Below are 20,647 nucleotides of genomic sequence, written 5' to 3'. Positions count from 1 at the left end.
ACCAACGCTTACATAAGTCCACTTTTTGTTGTAATATTCTGACAATGAAGCAAATAATTTTGCTCTCATAAGTGGCTGTATTAAGCTTGCCTTACTCATTTACCCTGCCGACTCCCATCGGTTACCTATCTACGATCAATATCCTTACGGAGCACCACGACGGATTTCGCCTTTGGTCTGCCAAATCCACCACCTACTATGTCACAACGGAACAAATTAATGAAGTCAATTATACTAATCTCACTGCAAATACTTCTGGTTTTTAGCGCGTTTGGTCAAATCCAACGTAATCGAATAGGGCTTCAATCTGAAAAAATACCTGTTCGCTGGGATGAAGGTCTGCCCCTCGGCAATGGCCTGATTGGCGAACTGATTTGGCAAAAAGAAGATAAACTGCGCTTTTCGCTCGACCACTCCGAACTCTGGGATATGCGCCCTATGCAGGAACTGCACACCCCGGGCTTTAACTATCAATGGGTCAAAGAACAGGTGCTTGCCGACAACTACGCTGCCGTACAAAAAATAGGCGACAAGCCCTACGACCGAGAACCCGCCCCCAGTAAAATACCCGGGGCAGCCCTCGAATTTGAGGTCAAAGATTGGGGCGGTGTCAAACAGGCCACGCTCAATATCGAAACGGCGGAAGCAACCATCAGTTGGCAAAATGGCGTAAAAATGACATCGTTCGTTCATGCCAAACAAAACATTGGCTATTTTAGATTTGAAAATCTTAATGATTTGACTCTAAAATTGTTAGCACCGAAGTACGAAGGCAGTTCCGGCAATACCGCCGGTGGCCCCGTAGCCGGCGACGACTTGGCAAGGCTTGGATATAAGCAAGGGGAAGTTACCCAAAGTGGCCAATCCTATCGCTATATTCAGCAGGGATGGGGAGGATTCTATTATGAAGTGTATGTAAAATGGAAGAAAATTAATCCTAAAACGATTGAAGGTTCTTGGGCGATCTCTGCCCATTATCCCAACAAGCCCCAACCAGAAGCCCAAAAAATAGTGGCATCAGCCCCTAGTTACAGCGCAGCATGGCAGTCGCATCAGAATTGGTGGACAAACTTTTGGGCAAAATCGTCCGTGTCATTGCCCGATCCCGTACTGGAAAAACAATATTATCTGGAGCTGTATAAATTTGGGAGCGCCGCTCGAAGCAATACTCCCCCTATTTCCTTGCAGGCGGTTTGGACGGCCGACAACGGGCGCATTCCCCCTTGGAAGGGTGACTTTCACCACGATTTAAACACGCAACTCAGCTATTGGCCCGCTTACAGCGCCAATCATTTGGAAGAAGCTATGGGCTACCTTAACCACCTAGACCAAAACCGAGAACAATATAAAAAATACACGAAATGGTATTTTGGCTCTAACGGTCTCAATGTACCGGGTGTCACTACGCTTTTGGGTGAAGAAATGGGCGGATGGATTCAATATTCGCTTTCGCCCACGGTATCGGCATGGTTGGCGCAACATTATTATTTACACTGGCGGTACAGCATGGATAAAGATTTCTTAAAAACACGGGCTTATCCTTGGTTTAAAGAAGTAGCCCAACACCTCGAAGAAATTACGTACATCGATAAAAATGGCTACCGTCAGTTGCCTTTAAGTTCGAGCCCTGAAATTAATGACAATAAAAAGTCAGCTTGGTTTTTAGAAAATACCAATTATGATTTGGCTCTGATGCGGTTTTTGTTTGCGAAGGCAAACGAACTGGCACTTGAACTGAATCTACCAACCGAAGCCGAGCATTATTCTAAAATTTTGAATCAGTTTCAGTCTTATCATTTGTCTGATAACAAAGAACTTAACTTCTCAAAAGACCTGCCATATAACCAATCTCATCGCCATTTTTCGCATCTGATGGCCATCCATCCACTCGGTGAAATTCGCTGGGAAAACGGAACAAAAGACCAAGAAATTATTCAAAATTCGCTCAAATTACTGGATAAAGTCGGCCCCGCTTGGTGGTGCGGATATTCGTATGCGTGGGAGGGCAATCTGAAAGCCCGCGCCAAAGATGGTGAAGGGGCGGCGGCGGCCTTGACCGATTTTGCTACGGCCTTTTGTTCCACCAACTCCTTTCACCTCAACGGTGACCAAACGAAGTCTGGCAAATCGAATATGACGTATCGACCCTTTACGCTGGAGGGAAATTTTGCCTACGCTGCAGGTATTCAGGAGATGCTCTTACAAAGTTATGCTGGGCAAATTGAGGTTTTTCCGGCCATTCCCCAAAAATGGCTTCAAGCCTCTTTCAAGGATTTACGGGCCGAAGGGGCATTTTTGGTAAGTGCCCAAAAAACCAATGGCATGGTTTCGAGTATTGAAATAAAGGCCGAAAAAGGTGGAAAAACAAAAGTGAAACTACCTTTTAAAAACCATTCGATTGAGTTCAATAAAGGAGTAAAGGTAATTTCACAAAACACTGAGTTTATGGAATTAGCATTTGAAAAAAATGGAAGTATAAAAATTAAAAATGACGCTAAAAAGTAAGTTTTTAACCCACTTTTAGCTAGTTAACTTACCCATCATTTTTTTACCAATGAAGAAGATTTTTTTTATCGTTTGCTTATTGGCTCATATACATTTATCGGGCCAACAATTGGCTAAACCTTCTGATGTTCAGTATAAATGGCAGGAGCAGGGGCGTATTATGTTTGTCCATTTTGGGGTGGCCACCTGGCTTGGCCAAGAGTACGACGAGACGGGCGAATTTGACATTTCCCGCATCAATCCTACCAAACTCGACACTGATCAGTGGTGCAGTGTTGCCAAGTCGTGGGGAGCAAAAGAAATCATTTTTGTGGCCAAACATGCCGGCAGTTTTTGCTGGTGGCCCACCTATACCACCGAGTATTGCGTCAGAAATATTCCGTGGAAAAACGGCAAAGGCGACGTTATCAGAGACTTGGCAAATTCCTGTAAAAAGGCGGGTTTGAACCTTGGCATCTATATTTATCCCGGCGATATCAAGTGGGGTGCGGGCCTCGGAAGCGGGGGTATTACCAAAGACCCTTCAAAACAGGAAGCTTATAATAAAATTTTCAGACAACAACTTACCGAGGTTTTGGCAAATTATGGCGAGATGCTCGAAGTTTGGTTTGATGGCTCTTGTAAGGTACCGGTCAGCGATATTTTACAAAAATACGCCTCCAAAGCGGTCATCTTTCAAGGCTCAGATGCGACCATCCGTTGGCCCGGTACCGAAAGCGGCATCCTTCATTATCCGGTTTGGAATTCCCTCAAAGGGGATGTCTTGAGGTCCGGGGTAGCGACCCAATACGATGATGACCCCGACGGTGATGTTTGGGCTCCTTTGGAAGCCGATGTGACTCTGTATAACCACAATTGGTTTTGGTCGCCCAAAAATGAAGCAAAACGGAGATCGGTAGAGGAGTTGATGGAGATTTATTACAAATCGGTCGGTCACGGAGGGACTTTATTGCTCAATTCCAATCCCGATACCACGGGCCTTATCCCGGCAGGAGATGTAAAAAGATACGCCGAATTTGGGGCAGAAGTCAGCCGAAGATTTAACCGACCCTTGGCCGAAGTGAAAAACAAAACCGCCAAAGAAGTAGAATTGGTGCTTACAAAACCTACCAAGGTAAACCACATCATATTGAAAGAAGACTACCGACAGGGGCACCGAATCAGAAAATACGAACTGTGGGGGCTTACAAAAAACAAGTGGGAAAAATTGACCGATGGCAGGTCGGTAGGGGTAACAAAAATAGATTATTTCGACGATGTTGAACTTACGGCCATAAAGTTAAAGGTCACCGAAAACAAAGGTACTCCTCTCATCAGGAGCATGACAGCCTATTACGTTACTAATTTTGAACTCCCAAAATCGGAGAAAGAAGCCAAAGAGTACACCATAGTGCAAGAATGGGATACCAAAGACTTCGTAAACGGCAAAGGCCACATGCGTATTGATTTAGGAAAGTATATCACTGCGCCAGGCCAATACGAAGTAAGTTTTACCAATGCGGTTAGCGTGACGGGTATGTACGTTGAAAAAGCCGAAATCATTTTTGATAATGACCCTAATACGCTTCAGGAATTTATTCAAAGAAAACGCAAGGAAAATGTGTTTTTCATCAATCGTACTGGCCAAATTGATAAAGGGACAAGTTCAATCCTGAACGTTGTGATGAGTTCAGATAACAGGTCGTTTCAAAATAAAGGTTTTGTAAAAATCAGAAAACGTTGACCAGTAAAGGGCGATTATATACTAAAAGTTGTTTAGAATTGGCGGTATTTTGTCCTTATATATTAAACGATAAATTGATGTTAAGACTATTAATAATTCTCGGAATTACCGTTGGGAGTCACTTCGTTTTGGCGCAAAGCCAGCCCAATATTATCATTTTTTTGGTTGATGATATGGGTTGGCAAGATACTTCTGTACCCTTTTGGAAAGACAAAACTCCCATTAATCAGCGCTTTCATACCCCCAACATGGAACGGCTTGCCCGTAATGGTATGAAGTTTACGAATGCCTACGCCAACCCTGTTTGTACACCAACCCGCGTAAGTCTGATGACAGGTATGAACGTAGCACGGCACAATGTCACCAACTGGACGAACACCCACAAAGACACCCCCACCGACTACCCCGACAGCCTTCTGAACCCTCCTAGCTGGAATTACAACGGCATGAGTCCCATGGCGGGCATTGCCAAGACCGTTCATGCTACGCCTTTGCCTCAATTGCTGCGGCAGGCAGGTTACTTCACGCTCCATTGTGGCAAGGCGCACTTTGCCTCTTACGGAACGCCGGCGGCCAATCCGCTTGCCATAGGTTTTGAGAAAAATATTGCTGGTACCGCCGCAGGCCATCCAAGTAGCTTTTTGGGCGAAAAAAAATTCAGACGTACCCCCAACGACACCACTTGGGGAGTACGCGACTTAGAAAAATACCACGGAAAAGACATATTTCTGACCGAAGCGCTTACGCAAGAAGCCATCGCTGCCCTAAAAGAAAATCAGCCGAGTCAGAAGCCGTTTTTTTTGTATATGTCGCATTATGCTGTTCATTTGCCTTTTGATAAAGACGCCCGTTTTTACCAAAAATACATTGACCAAGGCTTGACCGATACTGAGGCGAGGTACTCGGCCTTGGTGGAGGGAATGGACAAGAGTCTGGGCGATATTATGGATTATTTGGAAACAAATAATTTGGATAAAAACACGTATATTTTATTTGTTTCTGACAACGGTGGGTATAGCCTTCAGCTACGTAGCGGGGAAGTACACACCCAAAATCTACCCTTAAAGCAGGGCAAAGGCTCTCTGTATGAGGGAGGTATTCGGGTGCCTATGCTGGTGTCTGGGCCGAAGGTTGAGAAAAACAGCATTTCCAGTCAGTACGTGTCTATTGACGATTTCTTCCCTACGGTTTTGGGTATGGCGGGCGTTGCCAGATACACTACTCTCCAAACCGTAGATGGCAAAAATTTACGGCCGTTTTTGGAAAACAAGAACAAACGCGACGACAAAAAAATCCTCCTGTGGCACTATCCTAACAACTGGACCAACGTAAATTTTAAAGGCACGTCGTGGGGGAGTGCCATGCGCCAAGGTGACTGGAAATTGGTCTATTTACACAAAACTCAAACCTTAGAATTATACAACTTGAAGGATGATATTGGAGAACTGAACGACTTAGCGAAAGCCCAGCCCACAAAGCTGAAACAAATGGCTCAGTTATTGACCGTTGAACTCAAAAAACGGAATGCGCATCTCCCTACTTTCAAAGCCACGGGGCAATCCATTCCGTATCCAGACGGAGTAAAGTGACGCCCAAAAAATCTCGTCAATGTTTTCAATAAGCTATGAATCAATGAAAAATAGCCTACTTTTTCTTTTCACTATTTTGGGTTTAACAACGCAAGTTAGAACTCAAAGTAACGACTTTCCAAAACCTACGCTTTCCCAGATGGCATGGCATGAAGCGGAAATCGGGGCGCTTATTAGTTATGATTTACACGTTTTTGATGGAAAAAATTACAACCAACCCTATAATCGCATCACGCCCATTGAGGACATCAATGTCTTTAATCCGACCCAATTGGATACTGACCAATGGGTCAAAGCGGTGAAAGCGATGGGCGGAAAATTTGCCGTCCTGACCGCCACCCACGAAACGGGCTTTGCACTGTATCAAAGCGATGTCAATCCCTATTGTATGAAAGCCTTGAAATTTCAGGAGGGTAAGGGAGATATAGTGCGTGATTTTGTCAATTCTTGTCGGAAATACGGCATTGCACCGGGTATTTACCTCGGTATTCGGTGGAATTCGTATTTGGGCGTCCATGATTTTAGGATTGAAGGCGAAAGCCAATTTGTTAAAAATCGGCAAATAGCCTACAAAAAAATGTGCGAAGGCATGGTCAAAGAACTCTGCACGCGCTACGGCGATTTGTTTATGATTTGGTTTGATGGCGGTGCCGATGACCCCACAAAATACGGGGCTGATGTATTGCCCATTGTTGAAAAATACCAGCCCAAATGCCTGTTTTATCACAATGCGCAGCGGGCAGATTTTCGTTGGGGTGGCTCCGAATCCGGCACGGTGCCTTACCCATGTTGGGCTACTTTTCCATTCCCGTTTTCGCATTCTGCGCAGAAAGAAATCGTTTTTAAAGATGATTTCAAGCTCTTGAAAGAAGGCGATAAAGATGGGAAATACTGGATGCCCGCCATGTCGGACGCACCATTGAGAGGGTACAATGGCCGCCATGAATGGTTTTGGGAGCCTAATGACGACGCGCATATTTTTCCGCTAAAAAATTTGATGAATATGTATGAGCGCTCGGTGGGGCATAATTCGACCTTAATCGTAGGTTTAACCCCCGATGATAGAGGCTTACTACCCGATGCAGATGTGAAACGCCTCACCGAATGGGGAGAGGAAATCAAAAGCCGTTTCTCTTATCCCCTCAAAACTACAAATGGTGAAGGAACTGTTTTTGAGTTGAAATTAGAAAAAAAACAGGCAGTCAATTATTTCGTTTTGCAAGAGGATATTGCCCAAGGCGAGCGGGTAAGGGCTTTTAAAATTGAGGTAGAAATGAATAAAAAATGGAAAACCATCGCCGAAGGAACAAATATTGGCTACAAACATATTCGAGCCGTTGACCCGATTGAAGGAGCAAAATTTCGCCTCACAATTACGCAAAGCACGGCAACGCCAAGATTAAAAAACGTTGGTATTTTCAATGTTATGACTAAGCAGTAATCGCATTTTATCTGTACGAAATTAACCTAGTTTCATGTATATTCATTCTGTTGAAGTCCTTGATAAACGTTTTAAAATGGGGGAGGGGGCGGGTTCAGATGCAACCCACACCAACCCTCAGTATTCTTATGCCGTTTGTGTGTTAAAAACGGATACTGCCGTGCAAGGAATAGGGTTGGCTTTTACGCTGGGGGCAGGCAATGACTTAGTGTGCAAAGCCATTCAATATTTATCCGTAAAATTAGTAGGAACGGAAATCGAAGAATTAATGACCAACTTTGGTGCAACTTACCGTGAGTTGGCCGACGAGCCTTCGTTGCGCTGGTTGGGGCCACACAAAGGCGTGGTTCACTTGGCATTGGCGGCCATTGTCAATGCTTGCTTTGACCTTTGGTCCAAATCTCGACAAGTGCCTCTTTGGAAATTGCTACTGGATTTGTCGCCCGAAGCGCTGGTCGATACGCTGGATTTAAGCTACTTAGAAGATGAGCTTACGCGCGAGCAAGCCATACAATTACTCACTGAACAGTACAAAACAAGAGAAAACAGAAATTCTGTGCTGAAAACTGGCTACAAAGGCTACGATACGTCGGTGGGTTGGTTTAATTTTTCAGATGAGCTCATCGTTGAAAAAACAAAGCAAGCCCTCGATAAAGGCTTTACGGCACTTAAACTCAAAGTAGGCTCTGACGACCCACTGCGCGACCTCCGACGCGCGGCTTTGATTCGACAAACGGCGGGCGATACCGCCACGATCATGCTGGATGCCAATCAAAAATGGAACGTACCGCAAGCATTAGATATTTGTCAACGGCTCGGTAGCATCAACCCTTATTGGATTGAAGAACCTACGCATCCCGACGATGTGTTTGGGCATCAGGCCATTGCCCGAGCCATTACCCCTTTTAAAGTAGCCACTGGCGAACACATCCCCAATAAGGTGGTTTTTAAGAACTTTCTGCAAGCCAAGGCCATGGATTTTTGTCAGGTAGATGCCGTACGCGTAGGGGGTATCTCGGAGTTTCTGACCATTAGTATACTCTCAAAAAAATTTGGAATACCTGTATTGCCACACGTGGGCGATATGGGCCAAATTCATCAGCATTTGGTGCTTTTTAATCATATTGGTATCGGACACGAAAACTTGTTTTTGGAATATATCCCCCATTTACGGCCTTATTTTGTGCATCCCGCTACGATTATTGATGGCTTTTATCAAGTGCCCCAAGAAACAGGTAGTAGCAGCGATTTGAAAACCTAATCCACCCAAAACATGACCTTATTGACCAATAAAGTGATTTTTCTCACGGGAGGTGCTTCGGGCATTGGCGAAGCCTGTGCTAATGCGTATGCAAAAGCGGGCGCACGCGTTTTTGTGATGGATAAAGAAGAAGTGTCTTTGAATCAACTCATGGGCCGTTTGGGGAACGAACACGGCGGTTTTGTAGGGGATGTTCAACAGGAAACTGCGGTAAAATCGGCCATCGAAAAAGCCATGGCCCAATTTGGTAAAATAGACGTCATTCACAACAACGCTGGGATTGCCCACCCCTCAAAACCACTCGACCAAACCACCGAAAATGAATGGGACAGTCTGTTTTCGGTCAACCTGAAAAGTGTGTATTGGACTACCCGTTACGGCATCGCTTACCTAAAAATGACCAAAGGTTGCATTTTAAACACCAGTAGCATGGTGGGTACCATTGGGCAGGAAAACCACGCGGCATACGTGGCTACCAAAGGGGGCATGAGTGCCTTGACCAAAGCCATGGCCTTGGATTATGCACCGTTTGGCATTAGGGTAAACGCCATCTGTCCCGCTGGCGTATGGACGCCTATGCTGCGAGAATGGGCAACGCAACAGACTAATCCGGAGGCTATTGAAAATTATCTGGATAACATTCACGCCTTGGGCTACTGTCCGGAAGGCGACGTCATTGCGGATGTGGCAGTGTTTTTGGTTTCAGATGCTGCCCGGTTCATAACGGGCTGTATCATGCCAGTAAGTGGAGGGGCGGAGTTGGGATATAAAAAATAAAAGACATGCAAACGCAAAGAACCTGTTTAGCCCTCGATTTAAAGGACAACGACGAACTCATTGCCCAATACGAACATTTTCACCAGCCCGAACACATTTGGCCCGAAATCCCGAAGGGTATCAGAGCGGGCGGAATTGTTGATATGCAAATTTATCGCCTCAGGACCCGGCTGTTTATGATTGTCGAAACCGAAGAAGGTATTGACCTAAATACGGCTTTTGAAGCCATTGGTAAAATGCCTCTGCAAGCCGAATGGGCGGCTTTTATGGAGGGATTCCAACAACGATTGGCCGAAGCCAAACCCCACGAACACTGGGCTGAAATGAAACCTGTTTTTATGTTAAATGATTGTCTGAAGTGAAAAACCGCAACCCATTTCTGATACCGCTTTTGGTCGTCATGAGCCTGATGTTTATTTGGAATTTGAGTCGAAATATCAACGATGTGCTCATTCCCCACCTCAAAAGAGCCTGTCAATTGACGGATTTTCAGTCATCATTGGTGCAGTCGGCTTTTTTTGGCGGGTATTTTTTGTTGGCCTTGCCCGTGGGTCAATACATTCGTCGCTTTGGCTATCGGGCAGGCATGATTACGGGACTTTTAATGGCGGCGGTGGGGGCATTTATATTTTTTCCAGCCGCCGAAACGCGCTTTTATCCACTTTTTTTGACGGCTTTGTTCATCATGGCCGCAGGCTTTACTTTTCTGGAAGTGACGGCTACGCCCTACCTCTCCATTTTGGGGGACCCCGAAAAAGCGTCAAGTCGGCTCAGTTTGGCGGCGGCGGTAGGCTCTATGGGTGCTACCCTCGGCCCTTACATTGGGGCGGTGTTTTTACTTCACGCCACCGATACTTCCGAAGCTACCGTTCAGCAGTTCAACCCAAGCCAATTGTCGGCTTATCTCAATGCCGAAGCTCAATTGGTCAAAATGCCTTACCTGAGCTTGGGGGCCTTGTTTGTGATACTGGGGGTGGCTTTGTTTTTTATTAAACTACCTGATATTCAAGAAGAAGGTGAACAGAATATTCGATTAAATGCCATTTTTAAATTTAAACATACTGTTCTCGGAGCACTGGGCGTATTTTGTTATTTAGGGGCAGAGGTGGGGATCGTCAGTTTTTTAATCCGGTATGCCAAATCCCTGGAAATAAATGAATTAAGTGAGCAAAAAGCGGCTCTTTTTATCACGCTTTTCATGGCTTTGGTTTTGGTCGGACGGCTGTCAGGGGCGTACTTTCTACAAAAAGTAAACCCCTCCAAAATGTTGATGGCCTGTGCGTTGGGGGCGATAGGGTTGGTGACAGTGGCAATTTTGAGTACCGGCTATGTTTCGATTGTCTCTCTTTCAATCGTGGGGCTTTGTACCTCGGTGATGTACCCCATTTTGTTTACGTTGAGCATCAAAAATTTGGGTGCTTACACCAAAACGGGTTCGTCGTTGATTATCATGAGCATTGTAGGTGGGGCCATTGTCCCGCCGCTCATGGGGCTCGTTTCTGATATGTACAGCATTCGCTTTGCCTTTGTTTTACCCATTTTGTGTTACGCTTACATTTTTTATTACGCCCAGAAAGGCCATGTTATCAAGTAGTTAAACTCTATTTCAATGAAAAAATTATCTATCATTCTGTTGTTTGTCCTGATTGCTTTTCAGGGTAATTCTCAAAAAAACATTTCAAAAGAGCAGCGCTTAAAGTGGTGGCAAGATGCCAAAATGGGCTTGTTTATCCACTGGGGGCCTGTTTCGTTGATTGGGAAAGAAATCAGTTGGTCGCGCAATGGCTATGGTAAAAGCAAGTACGATTCGTTGTATTTGAGATTTAATCCTAAGCAATTCAACGCCAAAGAATGGGTAAAGTTGGCCAAAGCGGGAGGAATGAAGTATTTGGTTTTGACTTCAAAACACCACGACGGATTTTGCCTCTTTGATACCAAAACCACGTCCTACAACATCATGAATAGCCCTTTTGGGCGGGATGTTTGTAAAGAACTTGCCCAAGCTGCCCACGAAGCGGGGATGCCCATCGGCTGGTATTTTTCGGTGGCCGACTGGAAAGACCCCGATTGTCGCAACCCCAAAACGAATGATGTTTTTGCCAATCGAGTGGAGCAACAGGTGCGCGAATTGTTGACGAACTACGGCAAAATCAGTTTGTTATGGATAGATTACGAAGGGGCACCCAGCCCGATTCACCCCAAAAGAGTGTTTGATTTGGCGCGCACTTTGCAGCCCGAAATCATCATCAACAATCGGCTCGAACCCTTCAATCCCGACGAATCGCACGCACGGGTAGGGCAGTATGCCGACTATGCTACGCCCGAAGGTTTTGTGGCGGGTTATGGCGCAGTGCCTTGGGAAACCTGCACCAACATGGGTCATCAGTGGGCGTGGCGATTCAACGATACGCCCCGGAGTTTGAAAGAATCTTTGCATACATTGCTTCGTTGCGTAGGTGGAAACGGCAATCTTTTGTTCAACATCGGTCCAGACAGTTCGGGCGTTTTTCCACCCAACTTTGTAGCACGGGCAACAGAGATGGGCAATTGGCTGAACAAAAACGCAGAAGCAGTTTACCAAACCAAAGGAGGAGTGTATACTCCCTCAAAAAACTACGTGAGTTCGTACCGAGGCAATACACTGTATTTGCATTTGTTGAATCAAACCGACGACGAAATCAAGCTGCCACCCATGGCTGCCAATATTAAAAAAGCCTCTTTTTTGAATGGAAACGCTATTTCATTTACACAAAGTAAGGCGGATATTACTTTAAAAGTACCCCAAAACGGGCGTGATTCTATTGCGGCAATTGTGGAGCTAACGCTGGATAAACCCGCTGCTCAGTTGGGACAAATTATCCCTTTTACAACCACCAATTCATTGGCTTACGGCAAAAAAGCGACGGCTTCGAGTGCGTTGGGGCAGTTTTTACACGATCCATCAGCCGCAGTTGACGACAACCCCGCTACTTTTTGGAAAATGGGACGGCGTACCGACGTAGATTTTGAGGCGTATTATGGAAAAGACGTGCATTATCAGACAGAAGCGGCTTTTAATTTATTTCAGAACAAAGGTTGGCTGGAAGTAGATTTGGGTACAAAACAAACCGTTAAGCAGCTTAAAGTGAGCGAATTGGTTTATCAGAAATCTCAAATCAAACGCTTTGAAATTCAGTATGAAAAAGAAGGGCAATGGCTGACGCTGGCGCAGGATGAAAAAATGGGCAATTGGAGCAAAGATATTAGCCCCGTAACAGCCCAAAAGTTTCGTTTGGTGATTTTAGATTCCTACGGTTTTGCAGGAGTTAGGGAGTTTCAGTTGTTTTGATCGTGGAGAAATACTGTAAAGCCCGTTAATGATCAAATTGTTGATTCGTTTCGCAGCGCTTTTACCAAGTTGGTAAAAGCGCTGCGATTTTTTTGTATAGTGTGTTAATTATATAATTGTATTATTCCTGTAATAGTAATTTTCAGTATGTTTTCAATATATAAACTATAGTTTAAAAAGGAAATTGCTAAAGAAAATTGCTTATTTAAATAATGCTTGCTATCGTTATCAGTTTCGGGAAACTTCCCGATAGTTTTTGTAGGTAAAATTCAATTTTTTCTGTTGATTATTTAAAAACCGCCCCTAATTTCCCTCAAAATCCTGTTGAAAGCATTTGTAAAGGCTTTTTCAATGCAGATTTTCAAATCCATAAAAATTGTATATTTTTTATTTTAAACCTCTAATCTAATGCTGGGAAAATTACGAATATGGCTACTGGCGTTTGGTTTTATGACCAATGCGTATGCCCAAGATCTGAACATAAGGGGTAAAGTCGCCGATGGTGCTGGAGCCTCTCTACCGGGCGTTAATGTCACAGTAAAAGGCACACAGAAGGGGGCGGTTTCAGATGGTGATGGCAACTACCAACTCAACGGTGTGCCGTCAAAAGCCACCTTGGTCTTCTCGTTTATTGGGTATTTAAAACAAGAAATTGATGTTAATAACCGCAGTGTTATTGATGTGTCGCTCCAAGCCGATGTCAAGGCACTTAATGAGGTCGTGGTGGTAGGTTATGGTACGCAGCGAAAAATTGAGACAACGGGGTCGATTGCCTCGGTGAAAGCATCTGATTTGGTGCAAACGCCCGTAGCCAACGTGGCGCAGGGCTTGCAGGCGAGGGTTTCAGGGATTCAAATCAACCAAAACTCAGGTGCCCCGGGTGGAAACGTAAGCGTCAGGATTCGGGGAACGAACTCCATCAACGGTGCATCAGAACCTTTATATGTCGTAGACGGAATTCAGATTTCCAATGGCGGCGGAATTAACGACGTTAGTCCGCTTTCGACCATCAATCCCAACGATATTGAAAGCGTGGAAGTATTGAAAGATGCCTCTGCTTCAGCTATTTACGGGGCAAGGGCCGCCAATGGTGTAGTGCTGATTACGACCAAACGAGGTCGCAGCGGCGGAACGCGAGTGACGTTTGACAGTTATTATGGAACTCAAAAAGTATCTAAAACCCTGCCGACGCTCAACGCCGCCGAATTTGCGCAATTGGAAAACGAAGTGTTTAAAAACAGCTATTACAAAGACCCGGCGTCGTTGGGTGAAGGTGTCAACTGGCAAAACATTATTTTCCGTCAGGCACCGATTCAAAACCACCAACTGTCAATCAATGGTGGTAACGACAAAACGCAATTGGCAATGTCGGCCAACTATTTTAATCAAGATGGTATCATTATCAATTCCAACTTTAAACGCTATTCTTATCGTCTAAATCTGGACCACAAAATCAGTAATCGCGTAAAAGTGGGAACCAGTATTTTGGGAAGCTATTCGGTCAATTCTGGCGTACAAACGGGTTCAACGAGTCAGGGAGATGCTGATGTCGTGACGGGCAGTATTTTGGGCGCGGCTATCGGCGCACCACCGAATTTACAACCTTATCGTGCTGATGGAAGCGTGTTTCCTTTTGGTGAGCAGGAAGACGGACGGTACCGCGAGGTAACCAATCCGTTGGGAATTGCTTCGGTACTCAACCAAACAGCCTTGAAGCGTACCTTGGTAAATCTGTATGGCGAAGCCACTATTCTGAAAGGCCTGACCTACCGTGCGTCGTTCAACGCTGATCTACAGAACAATATTGCCGACCGTTATTCACCGCGCTCTATCATCAGTGTCAGAGATTTGAACGACAATTCGGGTTCGGGTTCCAAATCAAATTCCAACTTTTTGGGCTTATTGCACGAAAGTATTTTGACCTATGCTCAAACCATTGCTGAGACGCATAGCCTGAAGTTTACGGGCGTATTTGCCTCACAGGCAGAGTTTTCCAATGCAAACTCCATCAGCGCGTCGGGTTTCCCGAACGACGCTACTCAAAACGAAGCGGTGCAATTGGCCCTTAACCGCACCGTCAGTAGCAGTCGCAGTAAACAGCGTTTGGACTCGTACATGGGACGTGTCAATTACGGCTACAAAGACAAATATTTTTTGGACTTGACCGCGCGCGTCGACGGTTCGAGCCGCTTTGGAGCTAACAATAAATACGGCTTTTTTCCTGCGGTTTCAGCCGCATGGCGCTTGATCGAAGAGCCGTTTTTGAAAAATATTTCGTGGTTGTCTGACCTTAAATTGCGGGCAAGCTACGGGATTACGGGAAATGCGGGTGGTATTTCACCGTATCAGTCCCTGAGTACAGTAGCCGCTACGGGTAGTGATTATGTTTTCAATAATGCCTACGTAACGGGTATCAATCCTACGGGCATTGCCAACCCTGATTTGCGTTGGGAAAAATCAACCCAAACCAATATTGGTCTGGACGTGAGTTTGCTCAATAATCGCTTTAGTCTGATTGTAGATGTATATGATAAAATAACTAAAGACTTATTGTATATCAAAACATTACCGCTTTCGTCGGGTTATGGCAGCATTACTGGAAACTACGCCTCATTGGAAAATAAAGGAATCGAGTTTGCGGCCAATGCACGTATTTTAGACGGCCCGTTGAAATGGACTGTTTCGGCTAATTTGACCCGCAATCGCAACAAAGTGCTTGATTTGGACGGAGGAACTACGCAGGAACGTTTCATTACAAGCTATACGATTCTAAAAGTGGGTGAGCCTTTGGGCTTGATTAAATCGTACATTTTTGACGGAATCAACCAAACGGGAGAAACCATTTTGCCAGGTTATGATGGTCGTTTGGGGGGACATAAAATCAAAGACCTGAATGGGGACGGAACCATTACGTCGGCCGACCAAACCATTACTGGCAACCCGAATCCTAATTTTATCTTCGGCTTTTCGACCAATGTTTCTTACAAAGGCTTCGACTTGAGTGCTTTCCTTTCGGGTTCCCAAGGAAATGATATCTACAACCTGAGCCGTCTTTCGTTTGAAAATCCGCTGGGACAACGCAATTTGTTGAAAGGTGTAGTAAACCGTTGGACACCGACCAACCCAAGCAACCAGTACGTAAGTGCGGCGCAGGGTGGACGCTTGCCGGTGAGTAACTATTACGTAGAAGACGGCTCGTACGTTCGTTGTAAAAACATTACCCTCGGCTATACCCTTCCAGCCATCAAAGGCGTGCAAAATATCCGCGTGTATGTTTCAGGAAACAACCTGTTTACGGTCACCAACTACAGCGGATTCGACCCTGAGGTAAACACCTTTGCGGGTTCAAATACGGTCATTGGGGTAGACAACTTTGTGTATCCACAGGCGCGGTCCTTCTTGGGCGGTATTCAGTTAACGTTTTAAGCTAAAACCCTTCAAAGAAAATTAACATGAAAAGATATAATAAACTCATTGGCTTGTGCTCAGCCCTGTTGGTGCTCACGACAAGTTGTGATTTGGAAGAAACCATTTACTCGTCTATTTATACCGAGGCTTTTTATAAAACGGCGGCAGATGCTGAAAAAGGTCTTGTGGCGGTCTATGATCCCATTGGTGACATGGGGGTCGGTCCTGCTTTAACGATCGTGTCGGATTTCAGCGCCGATCAGTGTTATCCGCGCGCGGTGGTGGGACGCAATACGTTGACCTTGTTTGCATACGACGCCAATTATACTACGCAGCGTACGGCAGGTCGCACCAACGAATCACCCCAACAAATCTGGGCTTCGAGCTACGATGGTATCGAAAAAGCGAACTGGATTATTGAAAAAGTACCCGCTGCCATCATGGATGAAACGCGCAAAAAGCAAATCATCGGAGAAGCGTATTTTATGCGGGCGTTTTATCACTGGACGCTCACCAAAAACTTTGGGGATGTGCCTGTTAAAACAAAACCAAGTACTTCAGAAGTAGAAGCCACGATTGGAAAAAGCCTCAAAGCGGATGTTTATAAGCAAATTTATAGCGATTTGGATATGGCGTCGGCGGCAGGTTTGCTTTCATACCCCGCTGTTGAAAAAGGGCGGCCTTCCAAAGAAGTAGTGAATGCACTCTACGCCAAAGCGGCTTTGTACAATGAAGATTGGCAAAAAGCCCTGCAAAAAGCGCAGGAAGTCATCAATTCGGGTAAATATTCGCTTATGCCTGATGTGCGCGATGTGTATCGTTATGATAAAGAAGATGCGGCTCGGGTCGAAAACATGTGGGCTTTTGAAGTCGCTCCCATTTCGCCTGGTCGTACGCACCAATTGACCGGCCTTTGCGGCCCTCCTGGCAACGCTGGTGCCGACTATGCCCGGACGTCGTTTGGGTCGATGTTTGCCTACCAAACCTTCTTTAATTCTTTTGATCCAGCGGATAAAAGACGTCAGTTATTGGACACAACTTTTGTGGACAGAAGCGGCAAAACCGTGCCTCAACGAAGCATAACGCCCGTTACCACGCAGGGGGTGTTGATTAAAAAATACCAAGACCCTAATACGATCGTGGGTCAGATTCCCAATATCCCCATTTTTCGCTTGCCGGATATGTACCTGATCGCGGCCGAAGCCGAAGCCCGTCTGAACGGTGCCACTGCCACCGCGTATGGATTTGTAAATGTGATTCGTAAACGGGCAGGTCTCCCTGATTTGAAAGCGGGCCTGAGCAAAGATGCCTTCATTGATGCGGTGTTGCAGGAACGTTCGTGGGAGTTTTTTGCCGAAGGCGATCGCTGGTATGATTTGACCCGAACCGACAAATTTATGAGTGTGATCCCTAAAGCCGTCAACAACGTCTATCCAGTGCGTACACCGACGGCTAAGAACAAGTATTTTCCAATTCCGCTGGACGAAATCAACGCCAATCCTAAATTGGAACAAAATCCTGCTTGGAAGTAAAATACATCGTCGAAAAACGTCGGCGAGGTTTTAAACGGGGGCGCCCAGCCCTCGCCGACGTTGGCAAACCGCTTGGAAGCAATCGTGCAGAAACCTAAACACATACAATTTCTCTTCTTGTTCAGCGCGCTTTTGAAGAAAGCTTGCTGGAATGCCGGTATTCTATGTGTTTTTCTATTGGTAGCAACCACCGTTTTTGCTCAGGCCCCAATGAAGAAGAAAGAATACACGGTAACCATCAACGATACCACCGAATACACACTGCAACTGGCATTTGATGAGGGCGGGCAGCCGCTGTATTATTTTAGTAACCTGTTTACACCGGTGTGTTTGACAGGAGAGTGCAAACCCGTGTACATTAACTTTTACTGGGATTTGTTGGGCAATTATACCCGTTTTGATTTTCCGAAAGGGGCCGTGTTGACCCGCATGGATCACAAGCCGTTTAAACCTGAAGATTACGAAAAATTACAGGATATTCTGGCCAATACTCACTCGCTCTTGAAAGATGTTTCGATGGAAGATCTGGTCGGGAAAGGCACCGAAAACTTGGCCGATTCTGTCGATGCCAAGGCGGGGGCCACGCTCAAAACCGTCAAAAATGAAGTGATCGACGGAGCAGTATACACCTGCTATACGCTCTGGCACATCGCCCACGGAAAGGTAGTGACGGAGATGCAGCGGATAACCGAAACCTTTAAAAACGAGGCTCTTTTGCACCGATTCCTGACTGACAACAATCACCATTATCAGTATTGGGCAATGGAACGGGTAATGAATACGGAGGGTATTGTTGCCCTTGATTTTCAGTCGGATATGCAGCAGGTCATTCGAGGAAGAAACATCTTTACCGCTCGTTTTGCCCTGCAAAAAATCAATGTGGCATTCTTTGCCGACAACGCCCGGCAGCAATGGTTATGGGAAACTTACCAATCGGCAGGGTATCCGTTGCAGCTCGTTATTCTGAAAAAGATGGCGACGCTGCCGCTCACCAATACAATGGCAGAACAGGTGGCCCAACAAATTGGCAAATCAAATCAGGAACAAGGAAGTCTTTTACTGAAAGCATTGGCAACTCAACCAAAACTGTCGGAACAAACGCTGCTGACTCTGGCCGATCAGCTAGCCAATGAAAACTTTGCTGCTGAAATTTATCGGGTGTTGGAAGCGCGCCAGCCCAAAAATCAAACTGTACAAAAGAAAATAGTAAAATTTAAACAAACACTCCACCCAAACAATAAGTAATATGCAACCGCTATTCCGAACGCTCCTCTTACTGTTTATATCGCTGAAGCTATCGGCACAGGATCATGTTTTTCTGGAAACGGAATCCTTCACCGATAAAGGCGGCTGGGTCATCGACCAGCAATCGTTTGTGGTCATGGGCTCGTCGTACCTTATGGCGCATGGTATGGGCCGTCCGGTAAAAGATGCCACCACGACCATTCTCTTTCCCAAAAAAGGGAAATATCGAGTTTGGGTACGCACCAAAGATTGGGCACCGTTTCCGAAAGGTCCGGGCAAATTTCAGGTCGTTCTGAACGGTAAACCCCTCAACCAAGTGTTCGGCGAAAGCGGCTCCGACGTGTGGAAATGGTATCCGGGCGGTGAAATTGAGGTCCAAAACGAACAAATGAGCGTGGCATTGCACGATTTGACCGGTTTCAATGGCCGCTGCGATGCGATTCTGTTTACAAATTCTCCTACGTTTATCCCGCCCGATAAACTCGACGCGATGACGGCTTTTCGTAAGCAGCAACTGAAACTGACCGATGCGCCCACCCAAGCCAATAACTTTGATTTGGTGGTCATAGGCGGTGGTATTGCTGGAACCTGCGCAGCCATCTCAGCTTCTCGCATGGGCTTAAAAGTAGCTTTGATTCAGGACCGTCCAGTATTGGGAGGAAACAACAGCTCCGAAATACGAGTGCATTTGATGGGCGATGTCGACAAAAATCATTACCCAAAACTCGGCCGAATTGTACGTGAAATGGATAACGGTGACCCCGGCAACGGAAACCCGGACGCCAAAGAATACGGCGACGCCCGAAAAACGGCCATTGTGAAAGGAGAACGAAATATCTCGCTGTTTTTGAATACGCACGTGTACAAAGTGGAAAAAAACGGGGATAAAATTGTAGCGGTTGTTGGTCGCGACATTGCTACCAATAAAGAAACGCGCTTTACGGGAACGTTTTTCTCTGACTGCACCGGCGACGGCACCATCGGCGAGTTGGCAGGGGCGGAATTCAGAATGGGCCGCGAAAGCAAAGCCGAAACCGGCGAATCGTTGGCCGCCGACAAAGCCGATAATTTTACTTTAGGAACCTCTAACCTCTGGGCCTCGCTGGAGCGTGATACCGTGTCCTCGTTTCCTGAAACCCCTTGGGCGATACAGTTTTCCGACGAATACCACATCGATGACTCCAAAGCCGACTGGCAATGGGAAACGGGTTTCGGTAATTTTAACACCATTACCGACGCCGAAAAAATACGCGACCACAACCTACGGGCCATTTACGGCAACTGGTCCTATTTGAAAAAGAACAAAGCGGCCAAATACGCCAAGCGCGAACTGGCATGGGTGGCTTACATCGGCGGCAAGCGTGAATCGCGCCGGTTGATGGGCGACCACGTGCTGACCCAGATGGACATTCAGGAAGGCAAACAATATCCAGACGGCACCGTAACCGCGACTTGGACCATCGACCTGCATTTTCCAGACGAGCGCAACAAAAAGTATTTTGAAGGACAGGAGTTTTTTGCGGGCACAAAGCATATCAAAGTGGCTCCTTATACCATTCCGTACCGTTGTCTGTACTCCAAAAACATCAGCAACCTCTTCATGGCCGGGCGTAACATCAGCACCACGCACGTTGCTTTTGGGAGTACGCGGGTGATGCGCACCTGCGGCATGATGGGAGAAGTGGTGGGCTTTGCCGCTTACCTGACCAAAAAATACAACACTTCTCCGCGCGGCGTGTATCAGGAATACTTGCCCGAATTGATGGCAATCATTAAAGACGAAACACCACCCGGCAAACCTTAAAACGCAGAGAAACTGCTTTGCTCAACGTTAAATT

Annotated in this window: 13 protein-coding genes; all 13 read left to right on the top strand. The window is 45.9% G+C overall.

Annotated features, from left to right (window positions below; all coding sequences use genetic code 11):
- The first annotated feature begins 219 nt into the window (after positions 1 to 219).
- The 13 genes from DR864_RS12740 (at position 220) to DR864_RS12680 (ending at position 20,613) form a co-directional block, all read left to right on the top strand.
- Entirely contained in the window at positions 220 to 2,505 is a 2,286-nt protein-coding gene (locus DR864_RS12740; protein ID WP_114070259.1) for a glycosyl hydrolase family 95 catalytic domain-containing protein, read from the top strand.
- Between the two features lie 49 nt (positions 2,506 to 2,554).
- Complete coding sequence (locus DR864_RS12735) at positions 2,555 to 4,228, top strand: alpha-L-fucosidase (protein ID WP_114067343.1); 1,674 nt, start codon at positions 2,555 to 2,557, stop codon at positions 4,226 to 4,228.
- A gap of 77 nt (positions 4,229 to 4,305) precedes the next feature.
- A complete protein-coding gene (locus DR864_RS12730) occupies positions 4,306 to 5,817 on the top strand; it encodes a sulfatase (protein WP_114067342.1) in 1,512 nt (503 codons plus the stop codon).
- 139 nt (positions 5,818 to 5,956) lie between these two features.
- Positions 5,957 to 7,258 (top strand): alpha-L-fucosidase, encoded by a 1,302-nt coding sequence (locus DR864_RS12725; RefSeq protein WP_229599572.1) that lies wholly within the window; start codon positions 5,957 to 5,959, stop codon positions 7,256 to 7,258.
- Between the two features lie 34 nt (positions 7,259 to 7,292).
- Complete coding sequence (locus DR864_RS12720) at positions 7,293 to 8,519, top strand: enolase C-terminal domain-like protein (RefSeq protein ID WP_114067340.1); 1,227 nt, start codon at positions 7,293 to 7,295, stop codon at positions 8,517 to 8,519.
- A gap of 12 nt (positions 8,520 to 8,531) precedes the next feature.
- Positions 8,532 to 9,296 (top strand): SDR family NAD(P)-dependent oxidoreductase, encoded by a 765-nt coding sequence (locus tag DR864_RS12715; RefSeq protein ID WP_114067339.1) that lies wholly within the window; start codon positions 8,532 to 8,534, stop codon positions 9,294 to 9,296.
- Between the two features lie 5 nt (positions 9,297 to 9,301).
- The gene (locus DR864_RS12710) at positions 9,302 to 9,658 is read left to right on the top strand and encodes an L-rhamnose mutarotase (protein WP_114067338.1); all 357 of its coding nucleotides are present in this window, start codon (positions 9,302 to 9,304) and stop codon (positions 9,656 to 9,658) included.
- Entirely contained in the window at positions 9,655 to 10,890 is a 1,236-nt protein-coding gene (fucP, locus tag DR864_RS12705) for an L-fucose:H+ symporter permease (RefSeq protein WP_229599571.1), read from the top strand. Before DR864_RS12710 ends, fucP begins: the two co-directional genes overlap by 4 nt.
- Before the next feature lie 15 nt (positions 10,891 to 10,905).
- The gene (locus DR864_RS12700) at positions 10,906 to 12,624 is read left to right on the top strand and encodes an alpha-L-fucosidase (RefSeq protein WP_114067336.1); all 1,719 of its coding nucleotides are present in this window, start codon (positions 10,906 to 10,908) and stop codon (positions 12,622 to 12,624) included.
- A gap of 408 nt (positions 12,625 to 13,032) precedes the next feature.
- Entirely contained in the window at positions 13,033 to 16,050 is a 3,018-nt protein-coding gene (locus DR864_RS12695) for a SusC/RagA family TonB-linked outer membrane protein (RefSeq protein WP_114067335.1), read from the top strand.
- Between the two features lie 26 nt (positions 16,051 to 16,076).
- The gene (locus DR864_RS12690) at positions 16,077 to 17,564 is read left to right on the top strand and encodes a RagB/SusD family nutrient uptake outer membrane protein (RefSeq protein ID WP_114067334.1); all 1,488 of its coding nucleotides are present in this window, start codon (positions 16,077 to 16,079) and stop codon (positions 17,562 to 17,564) included.
- A gap of 210 nt (positions 17,565 to 17,774) precedes the next feature.
- Positions 17,775 to 18,809 (top strand): hypothetical protein, encoded by a 1,035-nt coding sequence (locus DR864_RS12685; RefSeq protein WP_229599570.1) that lies wholly within the window; start codon positions 17,775 to 17,777, stop codon positions 18,807 to 18,809.
- Position 18,810: 1 nt separating this feature from the next.
- Positions 18,811 to 20,613 carry an FAD-dependent oxidoreductase gene (locus DR864_RS12680; RefSeq protein ID WP_114067332.1) on the top strand — a complete coding sequence of 601 codons (1,803 nt, stop codon included), beginning with the start codon at positions 18,811 to 18,813 and terminating at the stop codon, positions 20,611 to 20,613.
- The last annotated feature ends 34 nt before the right edge of the window (positions 20,614 to 20,647 follow it).

The organism is Runella rosea (assembly GCF_003325355.1).
GTDB classification, from domain to species: domain Bacteria; phylum Bacteroidota; class Bacteroidia; order Cytophagales; family Spirosomataceae; genus Runella; species Runella rosea.
The sequence above is the reverse complement of the archived record's forward strand: the minus strand, read 5'-3'. Positions and strand labels throughout refer to the sequence as shown.